17 protein-coding genes and 1 pseudogene are annotated in these 22,544 nt (G+C 59.0%); 9 read left to right on the forward strand and 9 right to left on the reverse strand.

Annotation, left to right across the window (positions count from 1 at the left end; genetic code table 11):
* The first annotated feature begins 61 nt into the window (after positions 1–61).
* The 3 genes from SH664x_RS07875 (at position 62) to SH664x_RS07885 (ending at position 4,063) form a co-directional block, all read left to right on the forward strand.
* Positions 62–2,755, forward strand: a complete 2,694-nt coding sequence (locus SH664x_RS07875) for a M16 family metallopeptidase (protein ID WP_437206488.1) — start codon at positions 62–64, stop codon at positions 2,753–2,755.
* 360 nt (positions 2,756–3,115) lie between these two features.
* Complete coding sequence (locus SH664x_RS07880) at positions 3,116–3,469, forward strand: FKBP-type peptidyl-prolyl cis-trans isomerase (protein ID WP_437206490.1); 354 nt, start codon at positions 3,116–3,118, stop codon at positions 3,467–3,469.
* A gap of 180 nt (positions 3,470–3,649) precedes the next feature.
* Positions 3,650–4,063 carry an FKBP-type peptidyl-prolyl cis-trans isomerase gene (locus tag SH664x_RS07885; protein ID WP_437206492.1) on the forward strand — a complete coding sequence of 138 codons (414 nt, stop codon included), beginning with the start codon at positions 3,650–3,652 and terminating at the stop codon, positions 4,061–4,063.
* Between the two features lie 90 nt (positions 4,064–4,153).
* On the opposite strand, the gene SH664x_RS07890 is transcribed toward SH664x_RS07885, so the two are convergent.
* Both SH664x_RS07890 and SH664x_RS07895 read right to left on the reverse strand, forming a co-directional pair.
* Positions 4,154–5,776, reverse strand: coding sequence for a glucan biosynthesis protein G (locus tag SH664x_RS07890; RefSeq protein WP_437206494.1), 1,623 nt, complete (start codon positions 5,774–5,776; stop codon positions 4,154–4,156).
* A gap of 421 nt (positions 5,777–6,197) precedes the next feature.
* Positions 6,198–6,866, reverse strand: a complete 669-nt coding sequence (locus SH664x_RS07895; protein ID WP_437206496.1) for a response regulator — start codon at positions 6,864–6,866, stop codon at positions 6,198–6,200.
* A gap of 212 nt (positions 6,867–7,078) precedes the next feature.
* Between SH664x_RS07895 and SH664x_RS07900 the strand changes: the two genes are divergently transcribed.
* The gene (locus SH664x_RS07900; RefSeq protein WP_437206498.1) at positions 7,079–7,360 is read left to right on the forward strand and encodes a hypothetical protein; all 282 of its coding nucleotides are present in this window, start codon (positions 7,079–7,081) and stop codon (positions 7,358–7,360) included.
* A gap of 266 nt (positions 7,361–7,626) precedes the next feature.
* Here the strand turns inward: SH664x_RS07900 and SH664x_RS07905 are convergent, their stop codons facing one another.
* The 3 genes from SH664x_RS07905 to SH664x_RS07915 all read right to left on the reverse strand — a co-directional run bounded on the left by SH664x_RS07905 (position 7,627) and on the right by SH664x_RS07915 (position 10,109).
* Entirely contained in the window at positions 7,627–8,271 is a 645-nt protein-coding gene (locus SH664x_RS07905) for a hypothetical protein (protein WP_437206500.1), read from the reverse strand.
* A 120-nt stretch (positions 8,272–8,391) separates the two neighbouring features.
* Positions 8,392–9,423, reverse strand: a complete 1,032-nt coding sequence (gene floA / locus SH664x_RS07910; protein WP_437206501.1) for a flotillin-like protein FloA — start codon at positions 9,421–9,423, stop codon at positions 8,392–8,394.
* A gap of 209 nt (positions 9,424–9,632) precedes the next feature.
* Positions 9,633–10,109 (reverse strand): hypothetical protein, encoded by a 477-nt coding sequence (locus SH664x_RS07915; protein WP_437206502.1) that lies wholly within the window; start codon positions 10,107–10,109, stop codon positions 9,633–9,635.
* Positions 10,110–10,341: 232 nt separating this feature from the next.
* On the opposite strand from SH664x_RS07915, the gene SH664x_RS07920 reads away from it, so the two are divergent.
* A complete protein-coding gene (locus tag SH664x_RS07920) occupies positions 10,342–10,875 on the forward strand; it encodes a DUF456 domain-containing protein (RefSeq protein WP_437206504.1) in 534 nt (177 codons plus the stop codon).
* A 192-nt stretch (positions 10,876–11,067) separates the two neighbouring features.
* On the opposite strand, the gene SH664x_RS07925 is transcribed toward SH664x_RS07920, so the two are convergent.
* Positions 11,068–11,901, reverse strand: coding sequence for a polysaccharide pyruvyl transferase family protein (locus SH664x_RS07925; RefSeq protein ID WP_437206506.1), 834 nt, complete (start codon positions 11,899–11,901; stop codon positions 11,068–11,070).
* A 23-nt stretch (positions 11,902–11,924) separates the two neighbouring features.
* On the opposite strand from SH664x_RS07925, the pseudogene SH664x_RS07930 reads away from it, so the two are divergent.
* A pseudogene (locus SH664x_RS07930) lies at positions 11,925–12,302 on the forward strand (EAL domain-containing protein); the annotation flags it as partial.
* A gap of 9 nt (positions 12,303–12,311) precedes the next feature.
* Here SH664x_RS07930 and SH664x_RS07935 read toward each other — a convergent pair.
* Entirely contained in the window at positions 12,312–13,040 is a 729-nt protein-coding gene (locus SH664x_RS07935) for a TrmH family RNA methyltransferase (RefSeq protein ID WP_437206508.1), read from the reverse strand.
* A 68-nt stretch (positions 13,041–13,108) separates the two neighbouring features.
* Positions 13,109–15,394, reverse strand: coding sequence for a replication restart helicase PriA (priA, locus tag SH664x_RS07940; RefSeq protein ID WP_437206509.1), 2,286 nt, complete (start codon positions 15,392–15,394; stop codon positions 13,109–13,111).
* A 374-nt stretch (positions 15,395–15,768) separates the two neighbouring features.
* On the opposite strand from priA, the gene SH664x_RS07945 reads away from it, so the two are divergent.
* On the forward strand, positions 15,769–17,187 hold the full coding sequence (locus tag SH664x_RS07945) for a hypothetical protein (protein WP_437206510.1): 1,419 nt from the start codon (positions 15,769–15,771) through the stop codon (positions 17,185–17,187).
* A 208-nt stretch (positions 17,188–17,395) separates the two neighbouring features.
* Here SH664x_RS07945 and SH664x_RS07950 read toward each other — a convergent pair whose 3' ends face one another.
* Positions 17,396–18,091: a phytochelatin synthase family protein gene (locus tag SH664x_RS07950; protein WP_437206512.1), complete on the reverse strand. Its 696-nt coding sequence runs from the start codon at positions 18,089–18,091 to the stop codon at positions 17,396–17,398.
* Positions 18,092–18,388: 297 nt separating this feature from the next.
* On the opposite strand from SH664x_RS07950, the gene ispF reads away from it, so the two are divergent.
* Both ispF and SH664x_RS07960 read left to right on the forward strand, forming a co-directional pair.
* On the forward strand, positions 18,389–18,880 hold the full coding sequence (ispF, locus tag SH664x_RS07955; protein WP_437206514.1) for a 2-C-methyl-D-erythritol 2,4-cyclodiphosphate synthase: 492 nt from the start codon (positions 18,389–18,391) through the stop codon (positions 18,878–18,880).
* Positions 18,881–19,060: 180 nt separating this feature from the next.
* A complete protein-coding gene (locus SH664x_RS07960) occupies positions 19,061–22,303 on the forward strand; it encodes a PVC-type heme-binding CxxCH protein (protein WP_437206516.1) in 3,243 nt (1,080 codons plus the stop codon).
* Positions 22,304–22,544 lie beyond the last annotated feature (241 nt).

A 22,544-nucleotide genomic window follows, 5' to 3' on the forward strand; every position in this document is an offset into this window, starting at 1 on the left:
GATCAAGGAACGAATCATGCTCCGTCGAGCCGCTGACCTCTTTTGCGCAGGGATGTTGATCATGACAATGCTGACTCCGGCCGCCCGGGGAGCCGAACCCAGGCTGGTGACTTCGGTCGAAGGGATTTCGGAATATGAGCTGGAAAACGGCCTGAAAATCCTCCTGTTTCCGGATCCTTCGAAGTCTCAGGTCACTGTCAATCTGACGGTTTTTGTCGGATCGCGACATGAAGGCTACGGCGAAGCGGGCATGGCTCACCTGCTGGAGCACATGCTGTTCAAAGGAACGCCAACCTTCCCGCAGATCCCGAAAGTCCTCAAAGACCACGGAGCCGATTTCAACGGCACCACTTCGCTGGACCGCACCAACTATTATGAGACTCTCCCTGCCAGCGATGCCAATCTGGAATTCGCGATCACCCTCGAAGCCGACCGCATGGTCAACAGCTACGTCAAGGGTGAAGACCTGGCGACCGAGATGACCGTGGTCCGCAACGAGTTTGAACGTGGAGAAAACTCTCCGCGGGGAATTCTCGACCAGCGCGTCATGAGCGCCGCCTACGAATGGCACAACTACGGCAAGTCGACGATCGGAAATCGCGCTGATATCGAACGGGTTCCCATCGAAAGTCTGCAGCGGTTCTACAAGAAGTATTATCAGCCTGACAACGCGATGCTGATTGTCGCGGGGGCTTTTGATCCGGAATTCGCGCTGAAGCTGATTCAGGAGAAATTCGGAGCGATTCCCCGTCCCGAGCGTGTGCTGGATCAGACCTATACCGAAGAGCCGGCACAGGACGGCGAACGGCTGGTGACGTTGCGTCGCGTCGGTGATGTCGGCCTTGCGGAAGCGGTCTATCACATTCCGTCCGGAGCCAGCCCCGAGTACCCCGCGATCGACTGCCTGGCCTACATCCTCACCTCGACCCCCTCAGGCCGGCTCTACAAGGCGCTGGTGGAAACCAAACTCGCCTCACGCGTCAGTGGCTATGCCGATTCACTGCATGATCCGGGAGTTCTGAAGGCGATGGCCGAAGCCGCGCCCGGCGTCGAGCCACGTGATCTGCTGGGCAAGATGCTGGAAGTGATCGAGTCGACAGGCGAGCAGGGTGTGACCGAAGAAGAAGTCGAACGGGCCAAACGCTACTGGATGAAGATCTGGGAAATGTCGCTGACCGATAGTGCCGGACTGGCCCGATATCTCAGCGAATGGGCCGCGCAGGGGGACTGGCGACTGATGTTCCTCTACCGCGACCGGTTGGAACAGGTGACTGTCGAAAGCGTCAATGCGGCAGCCAGGCAATACCTTCGCCAGAACAATCGCACTGCTGGAATCTTCATCCCGACCAAGGTTCCCGAGCGGGTCTCGGTCCCCAAGACTCCTGATCTGGCTGAGATGATCGGTGACTACAAAGGTCGCGAAGTCGTCGCTGCGGGAGAGGCGTTCGACGTCTCGTACGAAAATATCGAGCAGCGCACGCAGCGTGTCATTCTTCCTTCCGGCGTGAAAGCGGCTTTCCTTCCCAAGAAGACCCGGGCCGAGGCCGTCGTCGTCCGACTGAGCCTGCGTTACGGAACAGCGGAATCACTGCAGGGACTCGCGCTGGCCTGTGAAGCCCTCCCGCATCTCATGTTGCGAGGGACCAAGCAACTGACGCGGCAGCAGATTCAGGATGAACTCGACAAATCCAAAACGCAGCTGACCGTCCCGTTTCAGGGGGCATCGGCCGGCAACGCCGTTTTCGAGATGGTCACCCGTCGCGAACATCTGCCTGCTGCCCTGGAACTGTTGCGGCAAGTGGTCCGTGAAGCCACGCTTCCCGCTGCCGAACTTGAATTGATTCGCACGCAGCGTCTCAGCAGCTATGAACAACAGCTGTCCGATCCGTCAGCGCTCGCGCAGAACGGGCTGTCGCGGGCCCTGAACGCCGCCTATCCGCCCAACGATGTCCGGTACGTGGCCTCACCGGCCGAGGAACTCGAGCGCTGGAAGGCGCTGCAGCGGGATTCCGTTGTCCGCCTGTATGACAACTTCCTCGGCGGGAACTACGGCGAAGTCGTGGTGATCGGCGATTTCGAAACGGCGGAGATTCAGCCGCTCGTGGAAAAGATCTTCTCCAATTGGTCTGCGAAGGAAGTGTTTGCTCACATTCCGCGCACCGGCAACGTGGCGGTGCGTTCCAACCACGAAGAAATCCGGACTCCTGACAAGGAGAACGCCACCCTGATGGCCGGCAGCGTCTTTCCGATGCTCGACAACAATCCGGATTATCCGGGATTGATCATCGGCAACTTCGTGCTGGGCCACAGCGGCCTCTCTTCTCGACTGGGGGATCGTGTCCGACAGAAAGAAGGGCTTTCCTACGGTGTCGGCTCGGTGGTCCGGTCCTCGGCACTCGACCAGCGGACTACCTTCCTGATGTACGCCATCTTCAATCCGACCAACACGACCAAGGTGGAGACCGCGATCCAGGAAGAAGTGGCGCTCCTGCTCAAGGAGGGGATTACCGAAGAGGAACTTCAGGCCGCCAAGAAAGGCTACCTGGAGGGACAGCTCATCGAACGCAATGATGACAGTTACATCGCCTCGCTGCTGACATCTTCGCTGTACCTGAACCGTGACCTGTTGTTCTACTCGACACGGGACCAGCAGATTCAGCAACTGACTGTCGCACAGGTCGGAGAGACCATGCGGAAATGGATCGATCCTTCAAAAATCGTGACGGTCGTCGCCGGCGACTTCAAGAAAGAGTAGTCACGCAATTACGGTCTCTGCAGCGTGCTTCGCATGCTGCAGGGACCACTTTTGAGGGCCGTTTGCTCATTGCCTCGCCTCAGCAGCGTATTTCTGTACGACAGAAAGCCTCTTCTTCCAGGACGGCAATGGGTGAAGGAATATGCTCTCAGTTTCGATATCAGCCCGAATTACAGGCTTCGGGCAACGCTGCTCGGCGGCCGCGACGTGCGGCCGGAAGATTCGTCGATGATCTTCTGGTCCAGCTGACCCAGTCTTCAGATTCCGCGTGATCGACGAGTCGGCCCGCTTCCTGATTTCGAATCGGAAGGCATCGACTGCGGACAGACGCAACTTTCCCCGTTCAGAACCGGAGCTCCCATGACCGATCCCGCAAATGCCCCTTTCCAGACAACCGGAAGCGGCCTGAAGTACAGAATTCTGGCAGCGGGCAGTGGCAAATCTCCCACCGCCAGCAGTGCCGTCACCTGTCATTACCGGGGGTGGCTCGATAACGGCAATGAGTTCGACAGCTCGTTCGGCGGGGCCCCCGTCACCTTTCCATTGAACCGTGTGATTCCCGGCTGGACGGAAGGACTGCAACTCGTCCAGGAAGGGGGAAGGGTCGAACTGGAAATCCCGTCGAATCTTGGCTACGGTCCTCGAGGAATGCCTCCCGTCATTCCAGGTGGAGCAACACTCCATTTCGAGGTCGAATTGCTTGAGGTCAGGTAATTCATCTCATTCGGCCAGGCCACTTCCCGTCTGGATTCATCTCCCAGTTTCTCAACCGAATTTTCAGTGCGAGCCTTTATGAGAACTCTTCTCACTGGTTGCCTTGTTGCGTCATTACTGTCGAGTTGCGTATCGGGTCCGGAAGAAGAGGCCACCAGGGCCGAAATCCGTGAGCAGGAATTGGTCGAGGTCGCAGAGCCGCAGCTCGATGTCATTCCTGCTGCCAATGAAGCAGCAGCCGAAGCGCCGGCGGACACGGAGTTCAAGACGACAGCCAGCGGCCTGCAGTACAAGATCATCAAGCCGGGCAACGCGCGGAAGCCGACTGCCAGCTCCAATGTCACCTGCCATTACAAAGGCTGGCTCGACAACGGTCGCGAATTCGACAGCAGCTACAAGCGAAATGAGCCCTTTCGGACCTCGCTGGGGGGAGTCATCCCCGCCTGGACGGAAGGGATGCAACTCATTGGCGAAGGGGGAGAAGTCGAATTGATCGCTCCTCCGCAACTGGCCTATGGTCCTCGTGGAATGCCTCCCGTGATCCCGGCGAACGCAACCCTGCACTTCCGAGTAGAACTGATCAAAGTGAACTGAGTGACGGCCGACGAAACCTCAGGCTGATCAACGAAAAAAGCCCGCCGACAGTGGTCAGCGGGCTTTCATTTTTTTGGCAGGTCGACGTTGCTACTTGGTCGCATCTGCGGCTGGCTCCGCAGCCTTTTCCGCTTCGTTGGCCTTCTCTGCCTCTTTCAGGCGCCAAGGAGGGAGGGAAACCGGAGGAGGCTCGAGCGGCAGGAGGTAAGCCCATGTCTCGCTCAGGTCTTTGTCTCCATCCTTGAGCGTCAGCTTCAGTTCAACCGGCCCTTCGCCCGTCGGCTTCACCGTGAGATTTGTCGTCCAGACGCCCGGGACGCGTTCTTCCACTTTCGACGACGTCACTTCACCTCGAATGGAAGTGATTGCTGCTGTTGGGATGCGGCCATCCGCCGGAGCAGAACCGCCGGTGAAGTCGATCGCCAGCTTGATGATCCCCGGCTGATCGCGGCTCACACGGTAGGCGCTCGCCTTTTTCAACGTGTGGTTGGCCCGATCCCCGGCAAAGAACGAAATCCGGTACGAGAGATCGACCGGCTTCCCGGGTTCCGGTTTCTGATCCGGAACCCACCAGACCGCAACGTTGTCGATCCCTTCATGTGGAGCGGGGAGTTCCAGCAGCTCGACTGCTCCCGGACCCCAGTCCGATTTCGGTTCAATCCAGACGCCGGGACGGGAATGGTAGAGCGCCTCATCATCGAGGTAGTGTGACTTCGTCCGGTCACGCTGCAGCAGACCGAAACCTCGCACCCCGGGATAGCTGAGATGCACCAGCGACGGATAACTCTGCCGACAGAGTGCCCGCCATAACCAGGTCCCGTCGGCCGTTTCAATCTGGAGTCCGTCCGAATCATGGACTTCCGGTCGGTGATCTCCTTGAGGCCCATCGAGTCCATCTCCCCACATCCACATGCTGCTCAGCGGGGCGAAGCCGACCTTTTCCGGAGTGTTCCGGAAATAGAGCGTGGCCCGAACGTCGATGTCGGTCGACTCGGTCCCCGGAATCAGGTGAAACTCATAGGCACCGGTGACGCTGGGGCTGTCCAACAGAGCCAGCACTTTGAGAGACGTGTCTCCCGGTGCGGGTTCGGTGATCCAGTATTCGCGAAAGACCGGGAACTCTTCCGCCTTGGGAAGACCACAATCGATCGCCAGGCCACGAGCCGATGTTCCCAGCCCGCCCACTGCCGGGCGAGCCCGGAAGTAGCTGGCTCCGACAAAGCTGAAAATCTCTTCGAGCTTTACCTGTCCGGGAAAACAGGCATTGACACGAAATCCTGCAAATCCCAGATCGTCAGGAATCGGGAGATCCTTGGTGAACTCACGATACTGGAAGTAGTTCTTCGAAAAGGGGAGCGGCTGCTCCTGACCGTCGACGATCAGATTGATCGTGACGTCGTCATGATGCACATACCCTTTGTGGTAGAAACCGATCCGGTAGGGGAGGATCGTATCTCCCCAAATTGCCTTCGTGTCGTCGAACCCGATACGTCGAAACGCGTCGTAGTTCATGTGCTCGGGAGACAGACACTCGGGCACCGGAGGCTGCTGGCGATACTCGCTCGCAGCCAGCGTGCGGGCGGCTGCCTGCAACTGATCGAAGCTCTTGACCGGGTTAACGGTCAAGCGGTTGTCGGCTGCCTGTACGACGCCGAGCATGCACAGCAACAGGGCAGATCCCGACAGTTGGCTGCGCCAGTGGCGCACCATCATGACCATTCGCATCAAGGCAATGACCCTTCGATAAAGTTCGCGGCGACTTTGGGTTTCAGAGCGGACCGTCAGTCGCTCCCGTTCACACTCTCGTGAAGCGGATGCCGCGAAAACCGGATTCAGAAGCAATTTTCAGGCAATCGAGGGTATCCCAGCGGAGCAGAACGTCAAGCCCCGTTGCCGCGGCATTGAATCTCCGTACGCGATCGGGACGACTCCGTCCGGAATGATGGCGCAGCCTGAATCCAATGCATCAGTTCCCGGCTGCGCGTCGCCCGTGGTGATCCACTTTCTCCAGCGATTCAACAGGCAAGTCCGCTCCCGTTGCAAGCCCCTCAGTCAATTCAGCGCCACCAACAGCAAGCGACGGGCTGAAGGCTCAACCCGTCGCGGCGTCAACATCGTGAAACAGTAGCAGACTTTACGGCTCGAGCAGCCCCTCTCGAATTGCCATTCGGGACAGCTCCACACGGTCATGAATACAAAGCCGCTTCATCAGCCGGTACTTCTGGCTGTCAACCGCCTTTTCGGTCAGCTGCATGCGGGTTGCAATATCACGGACACTCAGCCCGCTGGCGAGATGTCGGAGAACGTCCAGCTGGCGTGAAGAGAGCTTCATGAGGTCCAGCTTCTGGCGACAACGGAGTCGACCCGTTTGCGGATCTGCTTCCAGGCGGGCCAGCGCTTCGTCGCAGAAGACCTGCTTGCCCTGAGTCGCTCGATTTAAAGCGTCGCACAGAAAGGAGATCGGTCCACCTTTGATGAGAAATCCGGCGCAGTGCAGCGAGAGCGCTCGATGCAGATGTAGGTCTGACAGCATCCCGCTCAGGAAGATGACTGGGAAATGCCCGACTTGCCGAAACATCTCGGCGGCAATATCGAAACCACTTTGTCCCGGCAGCTGGACGTCGATCAGGGCGACATCCGGACGAGACTGCACTGCCAGCGAAATGGCAGCCTCCGGAGTGGTGGCAATTCCTGAAGTTCTCAGGGTTTCGGACAAATCAATTGCCCGCCCCAGGGCCTGTGCCACCATTTCGTGGTCGTCGACAATCAGGACGGACTTCAAGTCTGTTGATTCGCTCAACACGATTCACGACCTCATCTCTCAGGCAGGAAAACGAACTCGTTCACGGAAAAATCATTAATGCCCGCAAAGTCAGTTCAGCAGTCTCATCAGGTGGGGGAATCACAAAGTCAAATGTTGCAATATTAAACGTGTGTGGCCTATGTTTCCAAGGCAGGAAACCGGCGAACGACCTAATTGACCTTCGGTGTTCCAACAGTGAGGGGAGTCAAAAGATGTCGACAATAGATCCAATGGAAGCAGGCCCCTTGGCCGCGCCGGTTCGTCAGCTGATCTCCCGGTTCTCGATTGTCATTCCGGCCTTTACGCTCCTTGGAATGGGGGTCGGGGCAACGCTTCCCCCCGGATTTGCCGCCATCACGTTTGGCTCTGGGATCGTCGGTATTATTGCTTTTGCCTACTTTGAAATGCAGAGCCGCCAGTCGAGCCCATCCCACGAAAAAGGGATCGACGAACTTGAGAATCGATTATATCGCCACACCCGTGACGGCGAGTGAGATTCCAGCCATCGGGACGCTCTGAACAGAGAATTCTCATCCTCGGGGGCGTTCTCTGATATGCCAGTCGGCGTTTGTGGAACTTGCTGCGAAAAGCCTCAGTCCACATGTGTCCCCTGCAGACGCTTCAGGGAAATGTGTCGAAATTGCAATGGCCGGTCTCCGTTCCGGAATTCGGCACGGACCGTTGGTGCAAAACGGCTGTTGCACACCGTCCTGGAAACGAGTGCCGCGTTAAGCCCACCCAGGATGCCGGCACCGCAGGGCTACGGCTTCTTGCGCAGGGAGAGGGGGGGCGACAAAATTTCCTGAATCAGGATCGCGTCGCGGACTCCTTTTCGAGAGCGCAGTGCAGACATCATCGCCGCTGCGGGTGAGCGATAGGTTTCGTGGGTCGCTTTAAATGCTGTCGGGCGGTGGGCTGCCTCACTGCTTTCCCCCAGAACCGTTGTTGCTGCAGAGATTTTCTCTTTCGAAACAGGTGCCGCAGCGGGAACCACAGGCTGACGAGGGGGGGCCGCTTTCTTCGCTGCTGCGGGCTGCTGGCGATTGGCTCCTTTGTTCCGCTGTTGTTTCTGCTTCTTCCCGGTCTGTTCTTTCCAGATCTCTTCCCGACTACGGTGGCTCTCCTGCGGGACGGGAGAGGGTGCCCGACGTTCCTCCGGTTGAGGAATCTGGGCGGTCGGGCCACCACGTTGTCCCTGCTTCAGAAAGCGATCGATTTCCTGCTGGATGAGGTCTCTCCGGGCGTTCCCCTCTGCATTGGCGGGTCGCGGCCGGGGCGGTCCTCCTCCTGGCGGTTTGACCCCAGTAATGAGATTGCGAATCCAGCCGACGATCATAAAGAAGATCGCTGCGACCCAGATCACTCCATCGATGTCGACGGCGAGTGTCACCGGCAATGGAATCATGTCATCGGGCCTTCAGGGTGAATTCACAGATCGTGAGATCAGCAACCATGCTGCAGAAAATGGGGCTCGCGAAACGTGACTTCGAACTGGTATGCACCAGACGTACCGTCCCTGGGTTATTCAGCTGATTCGCTTCCCGGACGGGGCGACTTCGTCTCCGACTCCCGCAATGGCGGACCGCATTGATGTGTCGGCCTGCACATTCTTCAATTCATAGTAATCCATCAGCCCGAGTTTTCCCTGACGGAATGCGTTGGAGATCGCCATCGGCACCTCTGCTTCCGACAGAACCACGGCCGCCCGGTTTTCTGTCGTCAGTGCGACCATTTCCTGTTCCTGGGCCGCTGCTGCGGCTCGACGCTGCTCTGCGCGGGCCTGGGCGACCCGCATGTCCGCTTCTGCCTGGTCAGCCTGCAGGCGGGCACCGATATTGTCACCCACATCGATATCGGCAATGTCAATCGAAACAATCTCGAAGGCGGTTTGCGCTTCCAGCCCCTGATTCAGCACTGTCTGTGAAATGCGGTCCGGGAATTCCAGCACCTGCTTGTACGAAGGGGTCGAGCCGATCGCCTGAACGATCCCCTGACCGACGCGTGCAATGACGGTTTCTTCGGTGGCTCCCCCGATCAGCTGTTGGATATTCGTCCGCACCGTCACACGAGCGCGGGCCTTCAGCTGCACACCGTCTGCTGCCACAGCATCCAGAGTGCCGACGCTTTTCTTCGGGTCGGGGCAGTCGATGACTTTGGGATAGACGCTGGTCCGCACCGCGTCGAGCACATCTCGCCCCGCCAGATCGATGGCCTGTGCGACCTGCCAATCCATGTCAATCCCTGCGCGGTGCGCCGCGACGAGTGCCCGAATCACATTCGGCACATTCCCCCCCGCGAGGTAATGGGCCTCCAGTGCGCGGGTGGTGATTCCAAATGCCTCGGTCAGACCCGCCTGGGTCGCCATAATTTTCGAGCGGACAATGATCGTCGGGTTCACTTTGCGGAACGGCATCACGATCAGTTCCCGGAGTTTGACTCGGGCTCCGGTCAGAATGCACTGCACCCACAGCCCCAGATACTTCGCGAAGATGGCGAAGCCGACAATCAGCACCAGACAGGCGATGATTAAACCGAAAACAACCCAGCCACTGGTCATTTCGCTGCCTTGCAGGGGGTCCGAGAGTTCAATTCTTCACAACGCCAAAAGCCATGTGTACTTGCGCTATTGCATTGCGTCAAGGGACCGGGGAGGAGCCGTTTTCCGGCCGTCGCTGTTCCTCCGCTTGATCCAACCCGATCGGGGAAGGGAGGCAAGGGATAAACGGACCTGCGTGTTGTTGGGGGGCGGGAACGGTCCGAGAGTGCTTATTTCGATTTCCCCGCAGCGGGTGGGGCCCCGCCCGCCGGGTTCTCTTCCGTGACTTCCGCCGACTTGTCTCCCACTTTCTCTTTCACCGTGGGGATGACATAGAAAATCAGAGCAGCAATCACGCCAGCCGACGCCAGAACCGTCAGGGCCAGTCCCAGGATCACTCCCGGCCCCAGGCCGTTTTTGCGACGTTCTTCACGCTGCTGGCGTTTTCTCTCTTCCGCCTGCTGCTTGGCGAGCACCGCTGGATCGATGACTTCGATTTCTTCGTGAGAGAACGAGTCGAGATTCAGACTCAGCAAATCTCCCTGCTCGTCAGACGGTTTGCCCGACTTTTTCCCCTTCGCTGTCCCTTTTTTCTCTTCACCGACAACGGACGGCTTTTTGCATTGCGGACATTTGATTTTTTTGCCTTGGAACTCGTCCTTCAGCCGACTCTGGAAGCCGCATTCACAACGAAAATCAATGGGCATGCGAAACTCACACTCTCTGCGCTGACTGCCGAGACTTGCAAAACCGAGGCTGACTTTGCCGTGAGATTAGTGTTCGAGCCCATCCAAGTCACGTATCGAGGCGGAAGGCACTCTGAATTTTCCGATACCTCTCGCCCTCCGCTGGTCAATTTCGCGTTCGCCATGACAATCGGAAAGAACCCGATATGATGGGTGGGACCAAGCTCTCCGGGATCCCCTGCGGAACGAATTCATGATCTATGTCTGGGCATCCCTGCTTTTAGTCGTCAATTCGCTGAGCCTTGCCAGCAATCTGTTTTCGCTCCCCGGAAACTGGTTGATGCTGGTTTTTGGGAGCCTCTATCTTTACCTGCAGCCGGCCGACATCCACCCTCGGCTCGAAGCGAGTGTTCTGATCGCAGGACTGATCATTGCCATTGGCGGAGAGGTCTGGGAGTTCGTGGCGAGTGCCGCGGGGGCGAAGAAGCAGGGGGGCAGCCGCCGCGGTGCGGCATTTTCGATTGTCGCGTCCATTGTGGGAAGCATTGTCGGCGCTTCTCTGGGATTGCCGATTCCGGTCGTCGGTCCCATCATTGGGGCTGTGGGAGGGGGAGCCATTGGTGCTTTTGCCGGAGCTTACTACGGGGAACGGGACCGGAATCATCAGGAGCGAATGGCAATCGGGACCGGGGCCTTTGTGGGTCGCCTGATGGGAACTGCCGGCAAGCTGATCTGCGGGCTGTTGATTCTCGTCCTCCTCACGCTCGATTCATTCGTCGATTTCTAGGGCAATTTGACTTTTGATTGCCCCGTTCTGGCCCCGCGGCCGTCGGCCTTTTACCAGGCGAAACGCTGGCTGCGCGGGCACTGAACAGAGCAATTCGCTCTCGCCCAGATCCCGAGTCAGCGACGATTCCAATTGGCGAGTCCGGCCACTCATGTGACACGCTGAGACCACCGAACTTTGACGCGACGGCCCCTAGCTGTTGAGCACCTTGCGAAGCTGGTTCATCTGGGCCTGGACCCGGTCCTCGACATAGGCCATCGCCTTCTGGACCTTGGCCTGCGCAGCCGGGTCGTCGCGATGAATTCCCATGAGAATCTCGAACATCCCCTCCGCGGAAATGCTGTCGAATTCAGGGGCCCATTCTTCAAGGCCAATATCTTTGAACATCCAGCATTTCGGTGAACGATCTTCTGAGAATGTGTGCAGGATGGGTGTCCCGACCGTCAGCGCCATGATCGGCGAATGCGGTTCGTGACAGACCACCGTGTGGGCGCGGGCGAAGAAAGAGCAGGCTTCATCAGCACTCCAGGATTCGTCGAAGGTGACCACATGCCGCTTCAACTCGCGAGGCAGCGGATCGGAGATGAACTTCTTGTTGTAAATCATCTCCTTGCGTGCCTCGGGGGCAATCACCACCTTCCCGCCTGTTTCCTTCACCCACATGCTGATCAGGTCCTGATAGACCTTCGCGCGGCGTTTATCGTCGGCAATGTTTTCGGGCGTCGGATGAAGCGGATTCAGCTTCTGCGGACGTTTGTCGTCGACACCGGGTGAAGAGGGACTGTGCGTTCGCAGCTGGATGGTGATGAATTTTTTCTCTTCCAAGCCGTGCTTTTTCATCCGCGCGATCGCTTTTTCTTCATCGCGGACGTCGATCCCGAAGCAGCCATCCGCTGCAAACTCCGTAAACGGCGCATTGACGCGTGCCGCTTGCAGGGGCTGCAGCGATTTCGTTTCGCGACAATAGATGAATGACGCGGTGTTCAGCGCCGCAATCCGTTCTTCTTTGCCCGGGCCATTGACCATGTCAGGAAAGAACGAGTTTCAGTGAGATGATGAGCTGCTGGCGCGAACAGGGCATTCAGATTGCCATCGCTGACTTTGGAACCGGCTTCTCTTCGATGGCTTCACTCAGCCAGCTGCCGTTGGACCTGCTGAAAATCGACCGTGCGTTCATCAGCAGGATTGCCTCATCCCGCAAAGGCTCCCGCATCGTCCAGACAATTCTCGCTCTGGCCGCTAATCTGGGACTGGAAGTGATCGCCGAAGGGATCGAGTCGAGCGAGCAGTGCGAAGAACTTCGCAATATGGGGTGTCAGTACGCTCAGGGATTTCATTTTTCTCCACCGCTCCTCGCTGACAAGGTGCATCAGCTGATTCTGCTTCCGGCATGCGGAGGGCGCGAGCGACGAATGTTGCCTGTCTGACCGTGACGATCAGTCTGCCTGCGGAATGGAAGAGTCCGATGCCGGCAGATCGCGATGCAGCCCCTGCTCCCACTCCGACCGAAAACGTTTTTCGACCACGTCCGCTCCCACAACGGATCTCTTCGCCCATTCCAGCTGAAGTTCCTTGTGTTCCCGCTCCGACAGCTGCCAGGGAATTTGCCCGGCGTGCAGCCGGCGAGTCGTCTCCTGGAGACAAAGCGCCGCAGCGACGGAGACGTTAAAGCTCTCGACGAAACCATACATCGGCAGGTGGACGCAAAGATCCGCAGCCGCGATCGCCTCTGAGGGAAGGCCTTGCTTTTCAGTGCCGAAGCAGAGTGCCACCGGTCGATCGAGCGGAAGTTCCTGAATCGGCCGGCTGCTTCCTGACACGACAGTTGCCACCACCCGGTAACCGGCCTTCTTGACCGAATCCAGGCAGACCGGAAGCGCATCAGGTCCGCGGTAATGCTGTAGCGTCAACCAGCGGTCCGTGCCGAGTGAGATTTCGGGATTGGTCTCAAACTCATGTTCCGTTTCGGCGATGTGCACATTCTGAATGCCAAACGCTTCACACGTTCGAAGGATCGCACTGGCGTTGTGCTGCTGGTAGAGATCTGCCAGCACCACCGTCACCCAGCGGGTTCGTCGACGAAGGACTTCATCGAATCGCTCCATGCGCCGCGGTGTGACGATCTGCTGCAGATAGCGATACAAGGCGAGTTCGTATGGGGGCATGTTCGTGGTTCATCCCGGCGGCACGGTCAGTGTGGTGCACTCGGGGGCCAATCAAAAGAATGGAAAGACTACCGCAGATCCAGCGGATCGATATCGATCGTTAATTCGACTTCCGGATGGATATTCAGTCGCGGCACCGCGGCTGTCCAGAGCGCTTGGATCAGTTCCAGCTGCGGAGCCGTCATCTGAAAATGGTAACGGAAATACTTTCGCAGTCGGGTCACCGGGGCCGGCGCGGGACCGAGAATCCGCACTGCCGATCCGCTTTCTGCTGCAATCCCCCGCACCAGATCCGTGATCCGACGGGTCTCCTGCTGGACGATTCTGTCGTCGAGCGACCGCAGAATCACGCGGGCCATCATCGTAAACGGAGGAGCCTGAATCTGCCGACGAATCTCCAGTTCCCTCTTGGCAAACCCATTGTAATCGTGCTGGGCAGCGAACTGGATGACAGGATCATCAGGGTTCATCGTCTGCACGAAGACGCGGCCTTCACGGTCCCCCCGCCCCGTCCGTCCCGCCACCTGCGCAATCAGTTGAAACGTCCGTTCCGCCGCCCGCAAGTCCGGTTGATGCAGAAGCGTGTCGGCATCGACCACTCCCACCATCGTCACGTTGGGAAAATCCAGCCCCTTGGCGATCATTTGCGTGCCGAGCAGAATATCGATCTTCCCCTGCCGGAACGCATCGAGTGCGGCATCGTGACTTCCCGGTTTGCGCATCGAGTCACTATCCATGCGAATCACGCGGGCATCCGGAAACTTGATTTTGACTTCGGCCTCCAGCTTTTGCGTCCCTGTTCCCAAAAATCGCATTCCGGGCTGTGCACAGGTGGGGCAGCGTTCGGGAACGGTTGTCTGGTGCTCACAGCTGTGGCAGAGGAGGACTTCGCGATCCCGATGCCAGGTCAGGGTCAGATCGCAGTCCGGACAGCGGATGCCGCCGCATTTGGGACACCACATGACCGGTGAGAAGCCGCGCAGGTTCAGAAACAGAATCACCTGTCCTTGCGACTCAAGTGCTCTCGTGATCCCCTGCCCGAGTGCCCGGCCGATGGCGTGCCGTTTGGAGATTAAAGGATCGTTCCGGATGTCCACCAGTGTCACCCGGGGAAGCGGTCGACGCTCCACTCGCTGCAGCATGGGAAGTAGAATGTCCGTTCCCGCCTGTGTGCGGACCAGGGATTCCAGCGTCGGCGTCGCCGAACCGAGAATCAACGGGATGTTCTCACGGCGGGCCCGTTCCCGTGCCACGTCTCGCGCATGATACCGGGGAGTGGTCTGCTGTTTGAACGTGGTTTCATGCTCTTCATCGATGACGATCAGTCCCAGATGCGGAGTCGGGGCAAAGATCGCGCTGCGCGCACCGACGATCACCTGCACGCGCCCCTGCGCAATCTCCTGCCAGTGCCAATGGCGATCGGCGTCCGAAAGATGGCTGTGAAGGACCGCGACGGAATCAAACCGGGCACGAAAACGCCGGATGGTCTGCGGAGTGAGGCTGATCTCGGGGACCAGGACGATCGCCTGCCGTCCATAGCTGATCACTTCGCGGATGGCCTGAATGTACACTTCGGTTTTGCCGCTGCCGGTGATGCCATGCATCAGCACGGTCTCGTGACGCTGATTCCTTAACAGGTCGACCAGGCAATCGAGTGCGGCCTGTTGCTCCTCGTTGAGTTTCAGATCGGCCTGCTTCTCGACATCGAGCGATCGGGCTTCGCCCACACTGCTGCGACGACGGAGGGGGACAATCAGGCCTTTCTTGCGCAGCGTTTCGATGGGTGAAGTTCCGCACGCGGCAGCCTGAGTCAGTTCCTCCACCGTTAAGGGTGCGTCGCTCGCAGCGAGCAGATCGAGAATCGCCTGCTGCTTGGGGGGCAGCTTTCTGCCTGTCGCGACCCCATCAGCAGCCAGTTCAAAGCAGACAATCTCACGGGTTCCCGCTTGCCTTTTCACTCCGGCGGGGATCACGCTGTCGAGTACCTGTCCCCAACTGCAGAGGTAACGCTCACTGATCCAGCGGGTCAGTTCCAGCATTCCTGCGGAGATCAGAGGTGTGCGGTCACAGATCTCGGAAATGGATTTCAGCCGCTTTCCGGAGAAGCCCTCGGTGACCAGACCGACGCAATATCCGAGTGTCGCCTGATCGCCCCGACCAAAGGGAACCTGCACCCGCTGGCCCGGTTCGATCAGCTCCCGCAGTGAATCGGGGACAAGATAATGGTAGGCTGTGTCCAGTGGACGGTTGAACACAACCTGGGCGATCAGCCGGTCCTCTGCAGCCGCAACTTCCCAGTCGGGCTGTTCGATCTCCGTGAAGAGGAGTCCGGGTTGTCGGGGGCGTGAGGTCACCGCGGTTGGCTCGTTGATCGAAAGTATTGATAATTCTGGGTTTACCGTACGATTCGTCTCGAATCCCAGGGGAGAGGGAGATCGGTCGGCGCCGAACATGCCGGCAATTTGTGACAGCTGGGGAGACAGGGGGCAATTATTGCCGTCCGCCTCCACGGACGAAATGGCGTGCATCGAGTTTATCGACTCCGACAGCGATCGGCAAAAAGGAGCAGTCCCTTCCGCTTCGCTGTCCACAAAGTCGATTGCCCTTGTTCGGGCCCTTTGAATTCCATAGCGTTCCCGCACCAATTCGCCGGTTTCGCTCCTGATCCGGCAACCTGTCCCTCCCCTCCCGTCGTTCGCTCAGACTGCCTGTCGGCAAGGATGCCGCGATGGCCCGTTGGCCGCGACAATTCGGCATTGCTTACCTCGCCTTGAGTGCGGGGTGTGTCTCGCTGGGCCGGCCGGTCAGTTTCTCTCCCAAATCGCACCCTGGTCAAAAGCCTGAAGCGCAGGCGGCACGTCAGGATGCCCCCCCTGCGAATCCCGTGGATCCGGTGGCCTCGACAACCAATGGTTCGGCCCGGCACGACCCGGCCACGAGAATGCTGATCGACGCCGAACTGAAGGATGCGACTCCTCAGGAGCGGGCGGAGTGGCTGGCCTATCTGGAAACAGTCAGCGCGGACAAAGTCCCCTACATCCTCAAAGCGAGACGCATCGAAGTCAGTCGACGGACCGAGCTGCTCGCGAAATCGACTTCATCGCCCACTGTCACTCCCGCCAGCCACGCTGAACCGGGCGGTCCGATCCCGCACATCATTCCCGGCGCATCCTCGGCCCTGGCCCAGGTTTCCGCAGCCGACACCACTCCCGGTCAGGAAACCCACCCCACGACCGCCTGGTCGGACCGCTTCAAGCTGGACCGCAATGCCCTCTGGCCGGAGCGTTCTGCTTTCGGTCTGCCGAAGAAGCCGATGACGGATTCCCATGCGGTGCAGGCGAGTGCGACCGCCCCACACGAAATTTACGATCCGGTCACGACCACTCCCCCTCCGAGTGACGTCCGTCTGACTCCGGGAGCCGCACTCTGGGAAGACGAACTCCGCAAGCTGATTTCTCTGCTGGAGGCCGAAACGTCCTCGGCAGCGGCCGACGCCAGCACACTCGAAAGCCGCGAGCACCTGCGCAAGCAGGTCGCCTTTCGGCTCCTCTTGCTCGTGGCAAATGAACCCGAGAAAGCCCAGCAGGCCATTCCCGGCATTTCTCCGGCGGAGCAGGAGTTCTGGTCCACGCTGTTCGTCGGGTTGTCCCAATTGCTGGATCAATCGAACTCGCTCGATCCGACGGAACGAGCGACGCAGACGATCATGCATCTGCGCACGGCTGCCAATCAGCTGCAGCAGTCGGCCCGCCTCCAGTTGAGAAACGTCACGTTCTGCGAACAGATCAACAGCTTCGGGAACTACCAGCCCTTTGAAACCGATCACTTCCGGCCGGGACAGCCTCTGCTGATCTACGCCGAGGTGCGGAACTTCAGCAGCGAGCCCACGATCTCCGGCTATTACCGGACCCGAATCAAATCGACGATTGAAATTTCCAAAAGTGGAAGCGACGGCGAGGTCGTCGACCAGAATACGTTCGATGCCACGGAAGACCTGAGCCGCACGCTGCGGTCCGATTACTATCACAGCTACCGCGTCGATCTCCCTGCTCATCTTCAGCCCGGTTCCTACATTCTGAAACTGACGATCCAGGATGAGCTGACAGGCCGTGCCGCACTGGAAACCATCGGCTTTCAGATTCAGTAGAGCCTGCGGGAAGCTCGGTGAAATAACAGGGATGCCGGCTGGTATCCTGTGACGACGCTGAGTGCAACGTGGCTCAGTCCGGCAGGTCGAAACGGTTCTCCGGAGCTCAACCCGAAAGCATTGCCGCAACTTGCACAGCGGAGGGATGCAGAGTGAGCGTTTCCAGCGGCGAAACACTGGCCAGAAAGAGCCCGCAGGCGAACGCGTTCTAATGGGCGGGACGTTGTGCCGAGAGCCGTCTGACTTCCAGCAGCCCCCGCATTTTTCCGGTTTCCGGATCAATGGACTGCAACCCCTGCAGCAAGACGTCTGTCGGCACCCAGTAAGGCTCGTACCAGCGACGATCAGGATCGAGAATCAGGACCCGATCATTTTTCTCGTCGAATGCTCCGAGAGGAGCCATGTGCCCGACCGCCCCTTCCGGATCTTCAGTCAGCGCACTCTGCAGGAAGTTTGCGAGGAGAATGTCACTGTCGCCCGCTTCATTTCGTCTCAAATGCTCACGCAATTCGTTGAGAGCCGTGTCGGCAGGACCCTCGTAACGGATGATCTGGACCTCGATCGGATCGGTCTTGAAGTGCCGGCTCAGCGGAGGGAAGATTCCCGCCACATCGGCGAGATCGAGCCCCGGCCCGGTCGGTGAGGCTTTGTCCCGCAGCTCTGCGCTGGGGATGGCCGCAAGGACATTGGCGGGCGTGGCGAGCTCTGTCGCCCCCGACAGGGACTGATGGACCCGGAGGGCGTTCAGCGCCATCGCGACAGTCGTGATCGTGCAGGAATGGTCATCCGGTTGAGCCACGTAATACGGAATCAGCGCCCAGAAGTCGGGCGCCGCCTGAGTCTGAAGATGTTCCCGCGACTGGGTCAGACGCACGACTTTTGATCCGTATTTCGGTCGCATCATTTCTCCTGCAATGGTCTCGGCAGGTCTGCCCTGTCCGCTGAGGAGCAGTATCGACACCCAGACGAGACAAGCTGACAAAAGGTTTCCGAACCGCCGTAACCTCCCCGGACTGCAGACGTCCACCTGCGCTGCTGACAGCACTTGCCCACAACCCTCGACCATAAAGGACCTCTGCTTTACTGTATGCGTGCTGCCCGAGACCTCTGATTGCACGCTGTTGCGAAATTGCAATGGCAGTGCGGCAGTCCGTGGGACAGCCAACATTGATCATCGACTTCTTTCACAGATCCGGCAACTATGACACTCCGCATTGGTCTCGGCCATGACACCCATCGCCTGCAGCCGGGAGGGCCGCTCACGATCGGCGGCGTTGTTGTTCCCCATGAGCAGGGATTCGTGGCGCACAGCGATGGAGATGTGCTGCTGCATGCGCTGATTGATGCCATTCTCGGGGCACTTGCCTGGGGCGATATTGGCGAGTGGTTTCCAGATACCGCTCCCGAGTTCCGAGGGGCCGACTCCACAAAACTCTTGGAAAAGGTCCTCGAGCGGGTCCGGGCAGAGGGCTGGGAGTTCGTGAACGTGGACAGCATCCTCTTTGCGCAGCGGCCTAAGCTCTCTCCTTATAAGGATCCGATCCGGCTGCGTGTCGCCGGGCTGCTGGGAATTCCGGTTTCGCAGGTGAACGTCAAAGCGAAAACCGGGGAGCGGGTGGGCCCGATCGGTCGCGAGGAAGCAATCTCGGCGGAGGTCGTCGTTCTGCTGAACCGAAGTGCGCATGTCGGGTAATCGCGTCGGTGGACAGATCAGAAATTTTTTCCCGGGAGAGCGTTTCGCGCAGCTTCGCTTGAAGTGCATTGCAACTGGAATGGCAGTAGTATTGAATAGCAGGCACTCTGCACGAGACGGTCGGGTGACACCGGCCCCCGACCCACAATAATCCGTTCCAGGATCTGGAGACCGGAAGAGATGAAGTCTTCCTCGACAATCTGCTGGTTGCGATTCGGCCCTTTCCTTGTCGCATGCCTGCTCCTGCAGTCCCAATGGATTGACTCACCACCGCTGCCCGCTGCGGAGCCGCAACCGCCGACTTCCGCCGCCAACAGGGAAGTGGAAGCGGTGATGCAGAACTTCAAGGGGAGAGGAGCCTTGGGTGATGGGAGTCTGCCAATGACTCCTGAGCAGGCACTGCAGCAGTTTCGGTTGGCCGATGGCCTCGAAATTGACCTGCTGGCTGCCGAACCGGAAGTCATGCAGCCGGTTTATCTTTCATTCGATGCCAAAGGGCGGATGTGGGTCGTGCAATACCTGCAATATCCCTTCCCGGCCGGTTTAAAGGTGACTCGGTACGATCAGTACCTGCGAGCCGTTTTTGACGATGTTCCCCGTCCACCGCCGCACCACGTCAAAGGAAAAGACCGCGTCTCGGTCTTTGAAGACACCGATGGCGACGGCAAGTATGACTCGTCACGTGTGGTCATCGACGGATTAAATATTGCCACCGCCGCTCTGGCAGGTCGCGGTGGAATCTGGGTCATGAACACTCCGTATCTGCTCTTCTATCCGGATGCCAATGAGGATGGTATTCCCGATGGCGATCCGGTTGTCCATCTGAGCGGCTTCGGACTGGAAGACACCCACGCTGTGGCTAACAGTCTGGCCTGGGGACCGGATGGCTGGCTCTATGGAGCAATGGGGTCGACCACCACAGCGACCGTCTCGTCGAAGGTGTCGAAGAATGTCGCTGTTGAAGGACAGCACATCTGGCGCTATCACCCGGAGACGACGGTCTTCGAAGTCTTTGGCGAAGGGGGAGGCAATACCTTCTCGGTGGAATTCGACAAGGAGGGTCGACTCTTCTCGGGGACGAATCATGGTTCCACACGAGGCATGTTCTATCCCCAGGGATCGTTTGGGGAAAAGAATTTCGGCAAGCATGGACCACTCACGAATCCCTATGCCTTCGGCTACTTCCACCACATGAAGCATCAGGGGGATCAGGTCCGGTTTCCGCAGACTTTCGTAATCTACGAAGGGGGAACTCTGCCGGAGATTTACGACAAGACCGTGATCGCAGCCAACGCACTGCATCACCGGGTCTGGGGGAGTGAACTGCAGCGAGACGGCTCCACGTACAGGACCACCGATCTCCCGGTGCTCTGTGACACGAAAGACACATGGTTTCGCCCGGTCGACATCAAAGTGGGGCCGGATGGGGCACTGTATCTGGCGGACTGGTACGACACCCGTCTGACGCACGTCGACCCGCGCGATAACTGGCATAAGGAGAGTGGCCGGCTGTATCGCATTCAGGGGAAGAGTGCCTCAGATCAGAAGCTTGTCGACCTGACGAAGGTCCCCAATTCAGAGTTGATTGTCCTGTTTTCTCATCCCAACAAGTGGCAGCGTTTCACCGCCTCGCGCGTTCTCGCCGACCGGCTGCGGGCCACACCCGAGTCTGCTGAATCCCAGACAACTCTCAAGCAGTTGCACCAACTCCTCACCGAACGGGCCTCCTCCGGGCTCGAAGCGCTGTGGACCTTGCACAGTGCCCATCAGATTCACGAGCAGCAACTCGGCGATCTGCTCTCTCATCCCAACCCGGATGTGCGTCGCTGGAGCGTCCGGCTCCTCGGGGACGACCGTGTCGTCACCCCTTCCACTGGTCGGACGCTGGCAGCGCTCGCTCAAAGCGAGCAGGATGTCCAGGTCCGCTCCCAGCTGGCATCATCCGCCAAGCGGTTCACGACTTCCGTGGCACTCCCGATCCTGCAGTCGCTGATCAACCATGATGAAGATGCCAAAGATCCTCATCTTCCCCTGCTGATCTGGTGGGCGTTGGAGGGGCACTGCGGCACGGAACTGGTTCAGCGATCTGCCCATATCGGAGTCGCTCTGGCGCCGGAAGAGTCCATTCCCCCACGCGACCAGGTTTTCGCGATGATCGCCTCCCCGGAAATCTGGGAGAAGCCGATCTTCCGCGACTGGATCGCAAAACGCCTGATGCAGCGCTTTGCTCTGGACGGAATCCGCCAGATGACCCGCAGCGAAGATCCAACAGCACTCGCCACTTGCGAGCGGCTCCTCTCGGTTGCTCCCGCCCGGATGCGACCTGTGCTGATGGCGGGCTTTCTGGAATCGTATCACGGTCGGAAAATGACCAGTCTCCCCGCGGGCCTGCAGCAGGCAATCAGCGCCTACCAGCAGTCGCTGGGGGAGACCGATATCGTGCTCGGAGTACGACTGGGGCAGCAGGAGTCGATCGATCAGGCACTGGCTCTGATTGCGAACGAGAAAGGGGATCTGTCGACGCGGCTGATGCTCATTGAAACGTTTGGAGGCATTGAAATCGAGAAGGCCGTGCCGGTCCTGGTCCGCCTGCTGAAAAGTCCTTCCAACGGGATCAAACGGGCCGCGCTGCAGGCGCTGACCCGTTACTCAAATCCGCAGATCGGAGAAGACATCTGCGGGGCCTGCCATTCCACGCTGACCGAAGAGGATGGCCTGCGCGAGGCGGCATACCGCGTGCTGGCCACGCGTGAGCCCTGGACGGAAAAACTGTTGAATGAATTCGAAAAGCGTCGACTCGTGAGCACGAGCGTTCCGGTGGACGTGGTGCAGCAGATGCGACTGCACGCCAATCCGAAGGTCCAGGCCCGGATCGACCACCTGTGGGGGAAATCGCGGCTGACCTCCGCGGAGAAGGTCGAGGAAATGGAACGACTGCGTCAGCTGCTGCTGACCCCCCCGACCGCCGGTCCCGATGAAGAGTCCCAGCTCGCGGAAGGGCGCAAACTGTTTACACAACGATGCGCTGCCTGCCATACGCTGTTCGCCGAAGGGGGCCAAACCGGGCCCAACCTGACAGGCTATGAACGCACCAATCTGGATTTTCTGCTGCTGGCGATTTCCGATCCCTCCGCGGGAATTCGCGAAGAGTACACCCAGTTCCAGGTGGTGACCGAAGATGGTCGGGTGATGACCGGACTGATCACCGACCGCAATGCCAGCAGCATCACTCTCCGCAGTGCCGACGGGAAATCGACGAATATTCCGCTCGAAGACATCGAAACTCTGCAGGCCATGTCGACATCCATGATGCCGGAAGGACTTCTGAAGGACCTGACCGAGGCGCAGACTCTGTCCCTGTTCCGTTACCTGATGTCGCGCACTCCTCCCAGTTCGCTCGACAGTGCGCCACAAAAACCTTGAGATTGCTCGGCATCGCGTGAAGCGGAATCCCGCCAGTGTCCCATCCCGCAGGCGGCACCGTGGCCGACTGCGCTGACAGTGCATATGATTCCCACCAACCGACTGCCGCGGACCCGCAGCCTCACAGATCAGGAATGGTGAGCAGTCATGGTCTCATGCGACCTGACCACCCCTGAAGTGTTGACGAGAGAACCCGCCTCCCGTTCCGCTCTCGTTCCACTGGCTGCCTCCGCGTCCCGTC

Source organism: Planctomicrobium aquicomposti (assembly GCF_051466325.1).
Lineage (GTDB): Bacteria > Planctomycetota > Planctomycetia > Planctomycetales > Planctomycetaceae > Planctomicrobium.

Excerpts from the sequence above, each read along its gene's own strand:
- SH664x_RS07875 (WP_437206488.1), top strand. The coding sequence starts at position 62 with ATGACAATGCTGACTCCGGCCGCCCGGGGAGCCGAACCCAGGCTGGTG.
- SH664x_RS07880 (WP_437206490.1), top strand. The coding sequence starts at position 3,116 with ATGACCGATCCCGCAAATGCCCCTTTCCAGACAACCGGAAGCGGCCTG.
- SH664x_RS07890 (WP_437206494.1), bottom strand. The coding sequence starts at position 5,776 with ATGATGGTGCGCCACTGGCGCAGCCAACTGTCGGGATCTGCCCTGTTG.
- SH664x_RS07900 (WP_437206498.1), top strand. The coding sequence starts at position 7,079 with ATGTCGACAATAGATCCAATGGAAGCAGGCCCCTTGGCCGCGCCGGTT.
- SH664x_RS07905 (WP_437206500.1), bottom strand. The coding sequence starts at position 8,271 with ATGATTCCATTGCCGGTGACACTCGCCGTCGACATCGATGGAGTGATC.
- floA (WP_437206501.1), bottom strand. The coding sequence starts at position 9,423 with ATGACCAGTGGCTGGGTTGTTTTCGGTTTAATCATCGCCTGTCTGGTG.
- SH664x_RS07915 (WP_437206502.1), bottom strand. The coding sequence starts at position 10,109 with ATGCCCATTGATTTTCGTTGTGAATGCGGCTTCCAGAGTCGGCTGAAG.
- SH664x_RS07920 (WP_437206504.1), top strand. The coding sequence starts at position 10,342 with ATGATCTATGTCTGGGCATCCCTGCTTTTAGTCGTCAATTCGCTGAGC.
- SH664x_RS07925 (WP_437206506.1), bottom strand. The coding sequence starts at position 11,901 with ATGGTCAATGGCCCGGGCAAAGAAGAACGGATTGCGGCGCTGAACACC.
- SH664x_RS07935 (WP_437206508.1), bottom strand. The coding sequence starts at position 13,040 with ATGCCCCCATACGAACTCGCCTTGTATCGCTATCTGCAGCAGATCGTC.
- SH664x_RS07945 (WP_437206510.1), top strand. The coding sequence starts at position 15,769 with ATGGCCCGTTGGCCGCGACAATTCGGCATTGCTTACCTCGCCTTGAGT.
- SH664x_RS07950 (WP_437206512.1), bottom strand. The coding sequence starts at position 18,091 with ATGATGCGACCGAAATACGGATCAAAAGTCGTGCGTCTGACCCAGTCG.
- ispF (WP_437206514.1), top strand. The coding sequence starts at position 18,389 with ATGACACTCCGCATTGGTCTCGGCCATGACACCCATCGCCTGCAGCCG.
- SH664x_RS07960 (WP_437206516.1), top strand. The coding sequence starts at position 19,061 with ATGAAGTCTTCCTCGACAATCTGCTGGTTGCGATTCGGCCCTTTCCTT.